Raw genomic sequence first — 14,815 nt, 5'->3', positions numbered from 1 at the left:
ATGTTGACAAATAGTATAATAAAAACAAAGGAGAAACAGCATGCTGAAATGGGAAGACTTGCCCGTGGAAATGAAATCAAGCGAGGTTGAGTCTTACTACCAGCTTGTCTCTAAAAGGAAGGGTTCGCTGATTTTCAAGCGTTGCTTGGACTGGGTTCTGGCTTTGGTCTTACTAATTTTGACCTCACCAGTCTTTCTCATCTTGAGTATTTGGATCAAGTTGGATAGCAAGGGGCCAGTGATTTATAAGCAAGAGCGTGTGACCCAGTACAATCGACCTTTCAAGATTTGGAAGTTCCGTACCATGGTGACGGATGCAGACAAAAAAGGAAGTTTGGTGACTTCTGCTAACGATAGTCGCATTACCAAGGTTGGCAATTTTATCCGCCGTGTCCGTTTGGACGAACTGCCTCAGCTGGTGAATGTCCTTAAAGGCGAAATGTCCTTTGTCGGTACACGACCTGAAGTGCCACGCTACACAGAGCAGTATAGCCCTGAAATGATGGCGACCTTACTTTTACCAGCAGGGATTACCTCTCCAGCCAGCATCAACTACAAGGATGAGGACACTATTATCAGTCAAATGACCGAAAAAGGCCTGTCAGTTGACCAAGCCTATGTCGAACACGTCCTCCCTGAAAAGATGCGCTATAACCTCGCCTATCTCCGAGAGTTTAGTTTCCTTGGAGACATCAAAATCATGTTTCAAACCGTGTTTGAAGTGCTAAAATAAAGTAGTCATGAGAAAATGAGTACAGATAAAAGGAGCAAATCAATGCCAAATTACAATATTCCATTTTCACCACCCGATATCACGGAAGCAGAAATTGCTGAAGTAGCGGATACCCTGCGTTCTGGTTGGATCACAACAGGTCCTAAAACAAAAGAACTGGAGCGTCGCTTGTCTCAATACACAAAGACGCCTAAGACTGTCTGTCTTAACTCTGCAACTGCCGCGCTTGAGTTGATTTTGCGTGTTTTGGAAGTGGGTCCTGGAGATGAAGTCATCGTTCCAGCTATGACTTATACAGCTTCATGTAGTGTCATCACTCACGTAGGAGCGACCCCTGTCATGGTGGATATTCAAGCAGATACTTTTGAGATGGATTATGACCTGCTGGAGCAAGCTATCACTGAGAAAACTAAGGTGATCATCCCAGTAGAGCTTGCAGGGATTGTTTGCGATTATGACCGTTTGTTCCAAGTTGTGGAGAAGAAACGTGATCTCTTTACCGCTTCAAGCAAGTGGCAAAAAGCCTTTAACCGTATCGTGATTGTTTCTGATAGTGCCCATGCTTTGGGATCTACTTATAAAGGACAACCAGCTGGTTCTATCGCTGACTTTACCTCCTTCTCATTCCATGCCGTTAAGAATTTTACAACTGCAGAGGGTGGAAGTGCCACTTGGAAAGCCAATCCAGCGATTGACGACGAAGAGATGTACAAAGAATTCCAAATCCTTTCCCTTCACGGGCAAACTAAGGATGCTCTTGCTAAGATGCAACTGGGTTCATGGGAATACGATATCGTCACACCAGCCTACAAGTGCAACATGACCGATATCATGGCGTCACTTGGTTTGGTACAATTGGACCGTTACCCTAGCTTGCTTGACCGTCGTAAGGAAATCGTGGACCGTTATGATCGTGGTTTTGCAGGTTCTCGTATCCATCCATTGGCACACAAGACTGATAGTGTCGAATCTTCACGCCACCTCTACATCACCCATGTAGAAGGAGCAAGCTTAGAAGAACGCAACTTCATCATCCAAGAATTAGCTAAAGCGGGAATTGCAAGTAACGTCCACTACAAACCACTTCCGCTCTTGACAGCCTATAAGAATCTTGGCTTTGACATGGCGAATTATCCTAAGGCCTATGCCTTCTTTGAGAATGAAATTACGCTCCCTCTTCACACTAAATTAAGCGATGAAGAAGTGGACTATATCATTGAGACTTTCAAAACAGTTTCTGAAAAAGTGCTAACTTCATCAAAAAAATTGTAAAAAAGTCTTGACAAAGAAAAAACAAAGTATTAAAATAAGTTCAACAAATCAGAAAAGTAACTATTTTTGATCTTCAGGGAGCCTGTGGTGATTGTGAACAGGTGGTTAGAAGTAGTGAAAGTGGGCTGATTTTAAAAATGAATTTGAAACAATGAAAATTCGGTGCGCACACCTTACAGTGCAACTTGTTGTTAGACAAGACAGAGATGTAAAGGGGAATAGTCCCTTTATAATTGAGGTGGCACCGCGTTACCAACGCCCTCACATGGAAGTATATTCTGTGTGTGGGCTTTTTTCATATATTGAAATCAATACTGAAAGAGGAAAATTTTATGACAACTAAAGGTTATTTTGGACAATTTGGTGGTAGTTTCGTACCGGAGCCGATTCAGGCTTTGTTGGATGAGTTGGAAGTGACATTTGAAAAGTACAAAGATGATCCAGAGTTTTTGGCAGAATTTCGTCATTATTTGAAGGACTATTCAGGTCGCGAAACACCGCTCTATTTTGCAGAAAGTTTGACAGAGCACCTAGGTGGAGCTAAGATTTATCTCAAACGTGAAGACCTTAACCACCTTGGTTCTCACAAGCTCAACAACGTTTTAGGACAAATCCTTTTGGCTAAACGCATGGGCAAAAAACGAGTAATCGCAGAAACAGGAGCTGGTCAGCACGGTGTTGCGACAGCAGCGGCCGCAGCCAAGTTTGGGATGGCCTGTGATGTCTACATGGGAGCAGAGGATGTGGAACGTCAACGTCTCAATGTTTTCCGCATGGAGATGATGGGAGCAACTGTTCACGCAGTTGAAACAGGGACTCGTACCCTCAAAGATGCTGTTGATGCAGCCTTTGGAGCATGGATGAATGACCTTGAAGCCTTTTATGTTCTGGGATCTGCTGTGGGACCTCACCCATATCCAACCATTGTTCATGAGTTCCAAAAGGTCATCAGTGAAGAATCTCGCCGTCAAATCTTAGAAAAAGAAGGTCGTTTACCAGACTACGTTATTGCCTGTGTAGGTGGTGGTTCTAATGCCATCGGTGCTTTTTCTCAGTATGTGGCTGATGAAGAAGTTAAATTGGTTGGGGTCGAAGCTGCTGGTCATGGACTTGACACAGACAAGCACGCAGCTACTATGACAAAAGGTAGTATCGGAATTGTCGATGGCATGAAGACTTATGCAGTCTTTAAGGAAGATGGAGAGCTAGCTCCAGTTTACTCTATCTCAGCTGGATTGGACTATCCAGGGGTTGGCCCAGAACACGCCTACTTCAAAGATTCAGGTCGCGTGGAATATGTTGCAGCGACGGATGAAGAAGCTGTTCAGGCTCTCCTCCTTCTCAGCAAGACAGAAGGAATTATCCCAGCGATTGAAAGTTCGCACGCTATCGCAGAAGCGGTTAAACGTGCACCGAAACTAAGTAAAGATGACATTATCATCATCAATGTCTCTGGTCGTGGAGACAAGGACGTAGCTGCGATTGCAGACTACCTAGAAGCTAAAAAATAATAGATGGAAAAATTACAGTCTTTTCTCTCACAGAGAGCTTGTGGTTGCTGGAAACAAGCAGAGAATGCTGTAAGGTTGGGTCCATCTGAAACGAGAGAAGAAAACATAATTCTCAAGGGAGTGCCCTTTATCGCACAGCCTGTTACAGGAAGGTTCTGAGACAGGAATGAGAGATAGGAGAAATCCTATAATTGAGGTGGCACCGCGAATTTCGTCCTCACGCAAGTTATTTTGCGTGGGGATTTTTATATATTTATCGTAGATATGGCTATTAGTTTTAAATTATGCTTCATCACTAGATAAATTTCTATAAAATATTTGCGAACGAAGTGAGCATTAAACCGCTATTTCTCGCCATAGTGGTATTCTAGAGAAGCAAAGATGCTTCTCTAGAACGGAATTTTTGAGAGTAAAATAGTTCGGGGAACTATTTTAGCCTGAGCCTAGAAATGAATGAGCGAGGAACTCAAAAATTAGGTCTTTCATTTCATGGTTTTCTAAAATCATCCACTGGATAATTTTACCTCCCGTCCGCACTATTTAAGGGAAATAGAAAAAGATAAAAATTAAAAATAAGGAACTGAAGGGAAATTACAATGGAACGAATCATTCATGGAGATGTCTTATCACCAATCTTGGCTTATATGCGCCTAAAGGGGCAACACAAGGTTATCTTAGAGAGTATTCCGAGAGACAAGGAAACAGCTCGTTTTTCTATCCTAGCCTATAATCCTGTTTTTGAGATTAAGTTTGAAAATGGAGTCCTTTATCAAAATGGTCAAGTGATTGATCGTGATCCCTTGGATTTTCTTTATGAAGTGACTCATAAGAGACAGCACCATTCAGATCTACCTTTTGGTGGTGGGGCAATTGGTTTTGTTGGTTACGATATGATTTCGCTTTATGAAGAAATTGGTCAAATCCCTCAAGATACGATTGGAACGCCAGACATGCATTTCTTCGTCTATGAGAGTTACATGGTCTTTGACCACAAGAAGGAAAAAATCCATGTCATCGAGGATGCTCTTTATAGTGAGCGTAGCCAAGAAGACTTGGAAGAAGCCTTGAACCAAGTGCTTGAGGAATTACGCATTCCTGCTCCAAATGAATTTGAAGACTTGGATTTATCTCCGCTAGACTTCAAACCCCATATTGCTCCTCAGAAGTTTGAGGAAATGGTGGAAACCGCTCGTGACTTGATTCGTAACGGGGATATGTTCCAATGTGTACTCAGTCAACGCTTCTCAGCAGAAGTTACTGGAAATCCATTTGACTTTTACAGAAATCTTCGTGTGACCAATCCATCCAATTACCTTTATTTTTATGATTTTGGGGATTATCAAATCATCGGTGCCAGTCCTGAAAGTTTGGTTTCTGTCAAAAATGGCATCGTGACAACCAATCCGATTGCGGGAACGAGACCAAGAGGGGCTACGGATGAAGAGGACAAGGCTTTGGCGACAGACCTCTTGTCTGATGAGAAGGAAACAGCAGAACATCGGATGTTGGTAGACTTGGGACGCAATGATATCGGCCGCATCTCTGAAACAGCAAGTGTCCAAGTCACCAAGTATATGGAAGTGGAGCTCTTCCGCTATGTCATGCATTTGACCAGTGTGGTGAAAGGGCGTTTGCTTCCAGAACTCACTGCTATGGATGCTTTAAAATCAACACTTCCAGCTGGAACAGTTTCAGGAGCACCAAAGATTCGGGCCATGAGACGCATCTATGAACTAGAAACGGAAAAACGAGGCGTATACGCAGGAGCAATTGGCTACTTGTCAGCGACGAGTGATATGGATTTCGCTATTGCCATCCGAACTATGATTCTCAAAAATCAAACAGCCTATGTGCAGGCTGGGGCAGGGATTGTCTACGACTCTATCGCCCAAAACGAATACCAAGAAACCATTAACAAGGCTAAATCTATGACTAGAATTGGAGAACTAAGACCATGATTTTATTGATTGACAACTATGATTCTTTTACCTATAACTTGGCGCAATACATTGGGAATTTTGCAGAAGTGCAGGTCTTGAGAAATGATGATCCCAAGCTGTATGAAGAAGCTGAAAAAGCAGATGGTCTGGTCTTTTCTCCGGGTCCTGGTTGGCCAGTTGATGCTGGAAAGATGGAAGACATGATTCGTGATTTTGCCGGCAAGAAACCGATTCTAGGAATTTGTTTGGGCCACCAAGCTATCGCAGAAGTCTTCGGTGGTAAGCTAGGTTTGGCTCCGAAAGTCATGCATGGGAAACAGAGCAATATCAGCTTTGAAGCACCATCTGTTTTGTATCAAGGAATCGAGGATGGCCGTGCGGTCATGCGTTACCACAGTATTTTGATTGAAGAAATGCCAGAAGACTTTGAAGTGACAGCTCGTTCGACTGATGACCAGGCTATTATGGGAATTCAACACAAATCCCTTCCAATTTTTGGATTCCAGTACCATCCAGAAAGTATCGGAACGCCAGATGGCTTGTCTTCTATTCGGAATTTTATCGAGAATGTTGTAAAGTGAGGAAACTAGGATGAAAGAGATTATTGAAAAATTAGCAAAATTTGAAAATTTATCAGGTGTGGAAATGACGGATGTTATTGAGCGTATCGTTACTGGACGTGTAACCGAAGCTCAGATTGCTTCTCTCCTCTTGGCTCTTAAGATGAAGGGGGAAACACCTGAAGAGCGCACAGCCATTGCTCAAGTCATGAGAGGACATGCCCAACATATTCCAACTGAAATCCATGATGCCATGGACAACTGCGGTACAGGTGGGGATAAGTCCTTCAGCTTTAACATCTCTACAACTGCAGCCTTTGTCTTGGCTGGTGGCGGTGTTCACATGGCCAAACACGGTAACCGCTCGATTTCTTCTAAATCTGGTTCTGCAGATGTCCTCGAAGCCTTGGGTATCAACCTAGACCTCAAACCAGCTGAACTAGGTAAGGTTTTTGATAAAACTGGCATCGTCTTTCTCTTTGCTAAAAATATGCACCCAGCAATGAAATACATCATGCCAGCTCGTTTGGAATTGGGAATTCCAACGATTATGAACTTGACTGGTCCACTGATTCATCCAATGGCTTTGGAAACACAGCTTCTTGGAATTAGCCGTCCAGAACTTCTAGAAAGTACAGCTCAGGTTTTGAAAAATATGGGTCGCAAACGTGCCATCGTGGTTGCTGGGCCAGAAGGATTGGATGAAGCTGGTTTGAATGGAACAACCAAGATTGCTCTCCTTGAAAATGGTGAAATCACCTTGTCAAGCTTTACTCCAGAGGATTTGGGGATGGAGCGCTACGCTATCGAAGATATCCGTGGTGGTAATGCTCAGGAAAATGCAGAAATTTTGCTCAGCGTTCTTAAAAACGAACCAAGTCCATTCTTGGAAACGACAGTTTTAAATGCTGGTCTTGGTTTCTATGCTAATGGTAAGGTAGATAATATCAAGGACGGAGTTGCCTTGGCTCGTCAAGTGATTGCTAGTGGCAAGGCCCTTGAAAAACTCAGACTGTTACAGGAGTACCAAAAATGAGTCAAGAATTTTTAGCACGAATCTTGGAGCAGAAGGCGCGTGAGGTTGAGCAGATGGAGCTGGAGGAAATCCAGCCCTTGCGCCAGACCTATCGCTTGGCTGACTATCTAAAACAACACCAAGACCGGTTACAGGTAATCGCTGAAGTCAAGAAGGCTAGCCCTAGTCTGGGAGATATCAATCTAGATGTGGATATTGTGCAACAGGCCCAGACTTATGAAGCGAATGGCGCAGTGATGATTTCTGTTCTGACAGATGAAGTTTTCTTTAAAGGGCATTTGGATTATCTACGGGAGATTTCCAGTCAGGTAAACATTCCGACGCTTAACAAGGATTTTATTATCGATGAAAAGCAAATCATCCGTGCTCGCAATGCAGGTGCGACAGTCATCTTGCTCATTGTGGCAGCCTTGTCCGAAGAACGCCTCAAGGAACTTTATGACTATGCGACAGAGCTTGGTCTGGAAGTTTTAGTGGAGACTCACAATCTATCTGAACTAGAAGTGGCCCACAGGCTTGGTGCGGAGATTATTGGGGTCAATAACCGTAATTTGACCACCTTTGAAGTTGACTTGCAGACCAGTGTAAACTTGGCTAAACATTTCAAAGATAATTGCTTATACATTTCTGAATCTGCTATTTTCACAGGGCAGGATGCGGAACGAGTAGCACCATACTTTAACGGAATTTTAGTAGGGACAGCTCTCATGCAGGCAGAAGATGTAGCCCAGAGAATCAAGGAGTTGCAGATTGACAAAGGTTAAAATTTGCGGACTATCTACCAAAGAAGCGGTGGCAACAGCCGTATCAGCAGGAGCAGACTACATCGGTTTTGTCTTTGCACCTAGTAAAAGACAGGTGACCTTGGATCAGGCTGTTGAGCTGGCAACGCTTATTCCTGCAGATGTCAAAAAGGTTGGTGTATTTGTTTCACCAAGTCGGGCTCAACTGCTAGAAGTCATTGACAAAGTTGGCTTGGACTTGGTTCAAGTTCACGGTCAGGTGGCAGATGATTTGTTTGAGAATTTGCCTTGTGCCAGGATTCAGGCTGTGCAGGTGGATGGAGAGGGTCATGTACCCAATTCTCAGGCAGACTATCTACTCTTTGATGCCCCTGTGGCAGGAAGTGGCCAACCCTTTGATTGGGGTCAACTGGATACGACAGGATTAACTCAGCCCTTCTTTATCGCAGGTGGGCTTAATGAAGACAATGTAGTAAAAGCAATTCAACACTTTACTCCCTATGCAGTTGATGTATCAAGCGGAGTGGAGACAGATGGAAAAAAAGATCAGGAAAAGATTAGAAGATTTATAGAGAGGGTAAAGAATGGCATATCAAGAACCAAATAAAGATGGATTTTACGGAAAATTCGGTGGACGTTTCGTCCCAGAAACATTGATGACAGCAGTTTTGGAGTTGGAGAAGGCTTATCGTGAAAGTCAGGCAGACCCAAGTTTCCAAGAGGAATTAAACCAACTTTTGCGCCAGTATGTAGGACGTGAAACTCCCCTTTACTACGCAAAAAACTTGACCCAGCATATTGGTGGAGCTAAGATTTATCTCAAACGTGAAGATCTCAACCATACAGGGGCTCACAAGATTAACAATGCCTTGGGACAAGTTCTTCTGGCTAAACGCATGGGTAAAAAGAAAATTATCGCTGAGACGGGTGCTGGTCAGCACGGTGTGGCAACTGCAACTGCTGCAGCCCTCTTTAACATGGAATGTACTATCTACATGGGTGAGGAAGATGTCAAACGCCAAGCCCTCAATGTGTTCCGTATGGAGCTTTTGGGAGCCAAGGTTGAGGCAGTGACAGACGGTTCGCGCGTGCTCAAGGATGCGGTCAATGCAGCCCTTCGTTCATGGGTAGCTAATATCGATGATACCCACTATATCCTTGGTTCTGCCTTGGGGCCTCATCCATTCCCAGAAATCGTTCGTGACTTCCAAAGTGTCATCGGTCGAGAAGCTAAACAACAGTACCGTGACTTGACAGGTCAAGATCTGCCAGATGCCCTAGTAGCCTGTGTTGGTGGTGGTTCTAATGCTATCGGGCTCTTCCATCCATTTGTAGAAGATGAGTCTGTAGCTATGTATGGGGCTGAAGCAGCTGGACTTGGTGTAGATACGGAGCACCACGCAGCTACCTTGACCAAGGGTCGTCCGGGTGTCCTTCACGGTTCCCTCATGGATGTGCTCCAAGATGCCCATGGTCAAATTCTTGAAGCCTTCTCTATCTCAGCAGGTTTGGACTATCCTGGTATCGGTCCAGAACATTCTCACTACCACGATATCAAACGTGCCAGCTATGTTCCTGTGACAGACGAAGAAGCTTTGGAAGGATTCCAGCTCTTGTCTCGCGTGGAAGGAATTATCCCAGCCTTGGAATCAAGCCATGCTATCGCCTTTGCGGTGAAATTGGCCAAAGAACTCGGACCAGAAAAGTCTATGATTGTCTGCCTATCAGGTCGTGGGGACAAGGATGTGGTTCAAGTCAAAGACCGCTTGGAAGCAGATGCAGCAAAGAAGGGAGAAACTCATGTCTAAGACACTAACAGAAAAATTAAAGGCTATAAAAGCAGCTGGAAAAGGAATTTTTGTTCCCTATATCATGGCTGGAGACCATGAGAAAGGTTTGGACGGTCTTGCTGAAACAATTCGCTTTTTAGAAGACTTGGGTGTTTCTGCCATTGAAGTGGGAGTTCCCTTTTCAGATCCTGTCGCAGATGGACCTGTTATCGAAGAAGCTGGCTTGCGCAGTCTGGCCCACGGAACTTCTACCCAGGCTTTGGTTGAAATCTTGAAAGCCATTCAGACTGAAGTACCACTGGTCATCATGACCTACTTCAACCCCCTCTTTCAGTACGGTGTGGAGAACTTTGTCAAAGATTTGGCAGATACAGCGGTTAAGGGCTTGATTATCCCAGACCTTCCTCATGAGCATGCCAACTTTGTAGAACCATTTTTGTCAGACACAGACATCGCCTTGATTCCTCTAGTTAGTTTGACGACAGGAATTGAGCGCCAGAAAGAGTTGATTGATGGGGCAGAAGGATTTGTCTATGCGGTTGCCATCAATGGGGTGACAGGGAAATCTGGCAATTACCGTGCAGACTTGGATAAGCACTTGGCACAACTTCATCAAGTGGCCGACATCCCCGTCTTGACAGGTTTTGGTGTATCTAGTCAAGCCGATGTTGAACGATTCAATGCGGTGTCAGATGGCGTTATCGTCGGTTCAAAAATCGTAAAAGCTCTCCACCAAGGAGAGCCGATTGAGGACTTTATCAAACAAGCAGTAGCTTACCAAAAATAATTACACAGGCAGCGAGTAAGAGGAAAGGCACGAAAGGAAGTCTTTCCTTTTTCTTTTGCAGTAGAAAGGCCAGGATGCCCGTCGCAGAAGCAAACTGAATCAAGATGAGTAATTCGGTTGCGCTAAAGACGATAGCACAAGAAGCTAAAAAGAGAAAATCCCCTGCACCCATGCGGATATCGATAAAATGAGCCACAATTCCAAGAGCAAGGAAGAAGACCATGACTAGATTCCAGCCAGAGGAAGCCATGAGGATTAGGTGGAAAGTCATCCAGACCAGTAGGGGATATTCCTGATGGCGAAAGTCGTAGATACCCAAGGTCAAACCGGCAGTTATGAGGACGACTTGTACCAAGGAAAGCCAGCCCCATGACCAAGCCAGAAAGAGGAGTCCTAAACCTAGTTCAAAGAGGGCATACCAAATAGGATAAGGAGCCTTGCAGTAGCGACAGCGAAAGCGATTGAGCACCTGCGAGAGAATAGGAATCAAATCTAAGGGACGCAAGCGAGTCTGACAGGAATCGCAGTGACTAGCAGGTTGGATAATAGATTGCTCTGGAAAGCGGTCAATGACCAAACCAAGAAAGGAAGCGAGAATGCTCCCGACAAGAAAAAAATAAATATCAATCATACTTATCTATTCGTAAAAAATAGGAGAAGTAGTATAATGGAGAAACATAGATAAGATGGTGAGGCAAAGATGATAGTTCGTTTTGAAGAAAAGGTGAGCACAGAAAACGCTCAGCTCGTATGCAAATGGTCCAACTCCCTAGGCAAATCCTTTCAAGAACAATGGATGGGACCAATGATTCCTTTTCCCTTGACAATTCAAGTTTTGCAAGATTTGGAAGGATTCTTTTCAATCTTTGATGGATACGAGTTTGTGGGGCTTATCCAGAAAATCAGGCAAGAAGACAGCAATCTTCATATTGGAAGATTTTTTATCAATCCCCAGAAACAGGGACAAGGCTTAGGTAGGCAGGCTTTAAGGAAATTTGTTAGTTTGGTCTTTGAAAATGGAGACATAGATAGTATTTCTCTAAATGTCTTCGAGGCAAATCAAGCAGCTCAGCACCTTTATCAAAAAGAAGGATTTGAAATCGTTCAAATAGTTGAAGCACCTGCACGAAAATACCTTATGAAAAAGTTTAGATAGAAATCAAAAAAGCCTTGGTTCCCAAAGCTTTTTTATGTTATAAACTCATTAAAAGAGCCCCCAGTTAGATTTGGAATATTTTTTATTCTGTGTCATATAAAAATAAATAAAATGAATGGCTATAGCTAGAGCTAAAATGGTTGTTATACTCACTACTATTATAGGATTAGAAGCAAAGATTAAAGAGAGAATCAAGGCAGCCAGATAGAGTGTCGCTTGGACACAGTAGTAACTTTTCGAATAGCGAAGATAGTGTTTGTTATGGGGCCCATTTACTAGGACAGCAGCTTGAAAGAGGCCAAATCCGATATAAGAGAAGCTGGTTGCAAAGAGACGATTAGCTTCAGGATTCAGAAGAAAACTCATCGAAACGGTCATCATAAGAAGTCCAATGAAAATAGGATAGTGACTGTAAATTAGAAATAGTCCCTTTTGATTAGATTTTTCATCAATAGCATGGTCGAATTGACCAAAATAAAACAAGAACAGAGAAATCATAATAATGAAATAAAGAACCGAATAAATCGAGAAATTCTCGATTGTAAAGAAGTTAGCTAGCTCCGTAATCATCTCTCCAAACATAATAATGACAAGAAGGGAGATGCGCTCGATTAAATGGGGGAGATTTACCTGGTAATGCTTATCTTTATTAAGCAAGATACTTGGCATAATAAATGTTAGCAGAATACTAGCAAATAAGATATAGACTCTAAGGTAAATAGGAAGAAGAGCTGCTAGATAGAATCCTAAACTTCCTAGACCTGTTATCCATAGAAAACCTTTGATACTTTCCCGATTAGCATCATCGGTTGATTTTCTAAAAAATTCAACCAAATATTGAAAAAATAAGGTAAGGGTTAATGAACCAATAGCCCAACAGACATAATGAAAATATTGTTGCCAATCATCTTTAATCATATTGGATATAAAGAGTAAAAGTCCCATATTGATAAACATGATTAGCATGTTAAATAAAGAGTTCTTTCCATAGCGATTGGTATAAACGGTTTGAATCATCCAGGCATTGATGAGAAGCAAGACAGCCATGAAAAAATCAAGGAAAGAATTCCAAGTCAAAATACCGTTATGAAGATGGTCAATTAAAGTAGTTACTTTTGAAATTGCAAAAACAAAAACTAGGTCATAAAAAAGTTCTGAATAATTTACACGTTTATGTTTAATAAGAGTTGTCATCTTAAGTCCTTTCTATTCTATAAGTCCGATTTATTATAACAGAAAATAGCAATAAAAGAAAAAGAGATTCTTAAATAACTTTATGTGGCGCTAATGAACTGCGCCACAAAAGTTAGGTTTTTTCTGTCCAACTTTTGGGGTCAGTACAGAAGGGCCGCTTTTTCTATCGTTTTTTAGTGCTAAGACTACACAAAAAAGCCTTGATTCCAAGGCTTTTTCCTGTTGATTTAGATGCCCCCTACAGGGATTTGGAAAGGACTTTCATATTGAGAGCAATTAAAAATATTGAAATATAAGTGATTTTAGGTATTTTCAATGTCATGATTTAAAAATGGGACAAAAGTGGGGCAAAAACCATACAGATTCTAAACTGTATGGTTCTTTTTTTATCTAACCAAGAAAGGTTAAAACTTATTAAAACAAATGCAATCAACTGTTGAAAACTTTTTAGTCCGTGTAATATAAAAACAAGTAAAAAGTTGAACTATAGGGAATATTGTGTCATAATAGGTAATAGATGAATAATTAATAGATTGGAAATAATGCTTTCTTACCTTAACAAGTTGAATTGGTTATACATTTTTTCGTCGCAATTGTGTCTATCTCTCGAGTTTAGCTAGTTTTTATAAGCTCTGGTTTCTAATCAATATAACAAATTTTAGAAGTGCATAAGACAAGATGGTGACATTACTACAGTCATTTCTAGTCACCATATGTTGCTGGCACAGGCTGTTTGTAGTGTTGGCTATTTACTAGTCAGTTTAATCGGAGTGTTTAATTTTTATTGTTGAAAGGTTTTTATATGGCGAAAATTCTATCTTTAGGTCTGACAGGTAAGAAATTACTTGCTCAGGGGTTCTTGTTTGTTCTGCTAGGTCTCATCTTGATGGTCACGGGGACTTGGTTGCCAGTAAAGGTTATTCGACTGGTTCTGTTTTTAGCTTGGATAGCAACGGTCTTAGATTTAGTATTACGTATTTTCAAAAAAAGTCAGTCAACGGACACCTTGGGAGTTGCACTGGTTAAATTGTTAGTGCTGGGATATTTGCTTGGCTCCAATCTTGCGACGGATGTGCCGATTTATATTTTGGCTCTTGTGATTGGAGTTTATCAGATTTTTCATGCTAGTATTAACCTTGTCACCTATGTTCTCTACCGCAAAAACAAAATTCGACCTCGTTTTCGTCTCTTACTAGATGGACTCGTACTAGTTTTTCTTGGTGGGACTAGTCTTTTGTCCTCTACAGGAAATTCTGTCTTTCAACTCTTTGTATTAGGGGCTTATTTTTTCCTTTATGGTCTGTCCAATATCCGTGATGGTTTCTTGTTTGAGGAGGAAATTGGGAAAAACCATCTCAAACGTCGTGTAAGAATGAGCTTACCTATTGTCCTAGCCGCTCTCATCCCTGCAAGAACTTTAGCAAAAATCAACAAATTCATGCAGGAAAATGCTGATGAGAGAGAGGATATCCATCTTGGAATGGTGAAGTCTGGTAAGACAGCGGAGCTTGAAATTTTTGTTCATACAGCTGAGACCTCTCTGTTTTCGGCAATTGGTCATGTGGATATCTGCTATCAAGGCCGTGTTATTTCTTATGGCAACTATGATCCGTCTTCTGAGACCTTATTTGGCATGGTAGGAGATGGTGTCTTATATTTCTGTGATCGTGACAAGTACATTGACCTATGTAAACGTGAGAGTCAAAAAACGCTTTTTGGTTATGGGATAGATTTGACGCCTGAAATGGAAAAAGCAGTTCAGAAAAAGTTGGCTGAATTGAAACAACTGACGATTCCATGGGAGCCAAGTGCAGATAAAATCATGACAGGTGATGGTAAGGAAGACTACACCTACGCTTATAAAATCAGACATGAGACAGATGGGGAACTTTATAAATTTATCAAATCTAAGTTTAAATCCTACTTTGTCTTATCTACAAACTGTGTGCTCTTGGCTGATACCATAGTCGGTCAGGCTGGCACCGATATCCTCTCACCCAAAGGATTTATCGCTCCAGGAACTTACCAAGCCTACCTTAATCGAGAGTTTGAAAAACCAAATAGTATAGTCGTATCTAAACATGTTTATTAAG

The 14,815-nt window shown here is 42.1% G+C and carries 14 protein-coding genes and 2 other annotated features; of the genes, 12 read left to right on the top strand and 2 right to left on the bottom strand.

The genetic code is table 11. The features are described 5' to 3' along the window. The first annotated feature begins 40 nt into the window (after positions 1–40). The 10 genes from N8L33_RS02620 to trpA all read left to right on the top strand — a co-directional run bounded on the left by N8L33_RS02620 (position 41) and on the right by trpA (position 10,372). The gene (locus tag N8L33_RS02620) at positions 41–733 is read left to right on the top strand and encodes a sugar transferase (RefSeq protein WP_223340538.1); all 693 of its coding nucleotides are present in this window, start codon (positions 41–43) and stop codon (positions 731–733) included. A 42-nt stretch (positions 734–775) separates the two neighbouring features. Continuing rightward, positions 776–2,005 carry a DegT/DnrJ/EryC1/StrS family aminotransferase gene (locus tag N8L33_RS02615; protein ID WP_261058319.1) on the top strand — a complete coding sequence of 410 codons (1,230 nt, stop codon included), beginning with the start codon at positions 776–778 and terminating at the stop codon, positions 2,003–2,005. A 40-nt stretch (positions 2,006–2,045) separates the two neighbouring features. Further along, positions 2,046–2,271, top strand: a binding site (T-box leader). Positions 2,272–2,337: 66 nt separating this feature from the next. After that, positions 2,338–3,516, top strand: a complete 1,179-nt coding sequence (gene trpB / locus N8L33_RS02610; RefSeq protein ID WP_033676443.1) for a tryptophan synthase subunit beta — start codon at positions 2,338–2,340, stop codon at positions 3,514–3,516. After that, positions 3,513–3,738 (top strand) — a binding site (T-box leader). (Overlaps the previous gene by 4 nt.) 374 nt (positions 3,739–4,112) lie before the next feature. After that, positions 4,113–5,474, top strand: a complete 1,362-nt coding sequence (trpE, locus tag N8L33_RS02605) for an anthranilate synthase component I (RefSeq protein ID WP_261058318.1) — start codon at positions 4,113–4,115, stop codon at positions 5,472–5,474. Continuing rightward, the gene (locus N8L33_RS02600) at positions 5,471–6,037 is read left to right on the top strand and encodes an aminodeoxychorismate/anthranilate synthase component II (protein WP_261058317.1); all 567 of its coding nucleotides are present in this window, start codon (positions 5,471–5,473) and stop codon (positions 6,035–6,037) included. Before trpE ends, N8L33_RS02600 begins: the two co-directional genes overlap by 4 nt. Before the next feature lie 10 nt (positions 6,038–6,047). Next, a complete protein-coding gene (gene trpD / locus N8L33_RS02595) occupies positions 6,048–7,052 on the top strand; it encodes an anthranilate phosphoribosyltransferase (RefSeq protein WP_033676450.1) in 1,005 nt (334 codons plus the stop codon). Next, positions 7,049–7,816, top strand: coding sequence for an indole-3-glycerol phosphate synthase TrpC (trpC, locus tag N8L33_RS02590; protein ID WP_261058316.1), 768 nt, complete (start codon positions 7,049–7,051; stop codon positions 7,814–7,816). Before trpD ends, trpC begins: the two co-directional genes overlap by 4 nt. Continuing rightward, entirely contained in the window at positions 7,803–8,402 is a 600-nt protein-coding gene (locus N8L33_RS02585) for a phosphoribosylanthranilate isomerase (RefSeq protein WP_261058315.1), read from the top strand. The genes trpC and N8L33_RS02585 overlap by 14 nt, the downstream gene beginning before the upstream one ends. Continuing rightward, complete coding sequence (trpB, locus tag N8L33_RS02580; protein ID WP_261058314.1) at positions 8,380–9,603, top strand: tryptophan synthase subunit beta; 1,224 nt, start codon at positions 8,380–8,382, stop codon at positions 9,601–9,603. The genes N8L33_RS02585 and trpB (N8L33_RS02580) overlap by 23 nt, the downstream gene beginning before the upstream one ends. Beyond that, on the top strand, positions 9,596–10,372 hold the full coding sequence (gene trpA, locus N8L33_RS02575; RefSeq protein WP_261058313.1) for a tryptophan synthase subunit alpha: 777 nt from the start codon (positions 9,596–9,598) through the stop codon (positions 10,370–10,372). The genes trpB (N8L33_RS02580) and trpA overlap by 8 nt, the downstream gene beginning before the upstream one ends. Here trpA and N8L33_RS02570 read toward each other — a convergent pair. After that, the gene (locus tag N8L33_RS02570; RefSeq protein WP_061588674.1) at positions 10,344–11,003 is read right to left on the bottom strand and encodes a prepilin peptidase; all 660 of its coding nucleotides are present in this window, start codon (positions 11,001–11,003) and stop codon (positions 10,344–10,346) included. The two genes, trpA and N8L33_RS02570, sit on opposite strands and share 29 nt — an antisense overlap. A gap of 69 nt (positions 11,004–11,072) precedes the next feature. Here N8L33_RS02570 and N8L33_RS02565 point away from each other — a divergent pair, with 69 nt between their 5' ends. Further along, positions 11,073–11,528, top strand: coding sequence for a GNAT family N-acetyltransferase (locus tag N8L33_RS02565; RefSeq protein WP_061588673.1), 456 nt, complete (start codon positions 11,073–11,075; stop codon positions 11,526–11,528). 48 nt (positions 11,529–11,576) lie between these two features. On the opposite strand, the gene N8L33_RS02560 is transcribed toward N8L33_RS02565, so the two are convergent. Next, positions 11,577–12,722, bottom strand: coding sequence for a low temperature requirement protein A (locus N8L33_RS02560; RefSeq protein WP_261058312.1), 1,146 nt, complete (start codon positions 12,720–12,722; stop codon positions 11,577–11,579). Between the two features lie 802 nt (positions 12,723–13,524). Between N8L33_RS02560 and N8L33_RS02555 the strand changes: the two genes are divergently transcribed. Then, positions 13,525–14,814 (top strand): hypothetical protein, encoded by a 1,290-nt coding sequence (locus N8L33_RS02555; RefSeq protein ID WP_084927218.1) that lies wholly within the window; start codon positions 13,525–13,527, stop codon positions 14,812–14,814. Position 14,815 lies beyond the last annotated feature (1 nt).

The organism is Streptococcus mitis (genome assembly GCF_946188695.1).
GTDB lineage: Bacteria > Bacillota > Bacilli > Lactobacillales > Streptococcaceae > Streptococcus > Streptococcus mitis_DF.
The sequence above is the reverse complement of the archived record's forward strand: the minus strand, read 5'-3'. Positions and strand labels throughout refer to the sequence as shown.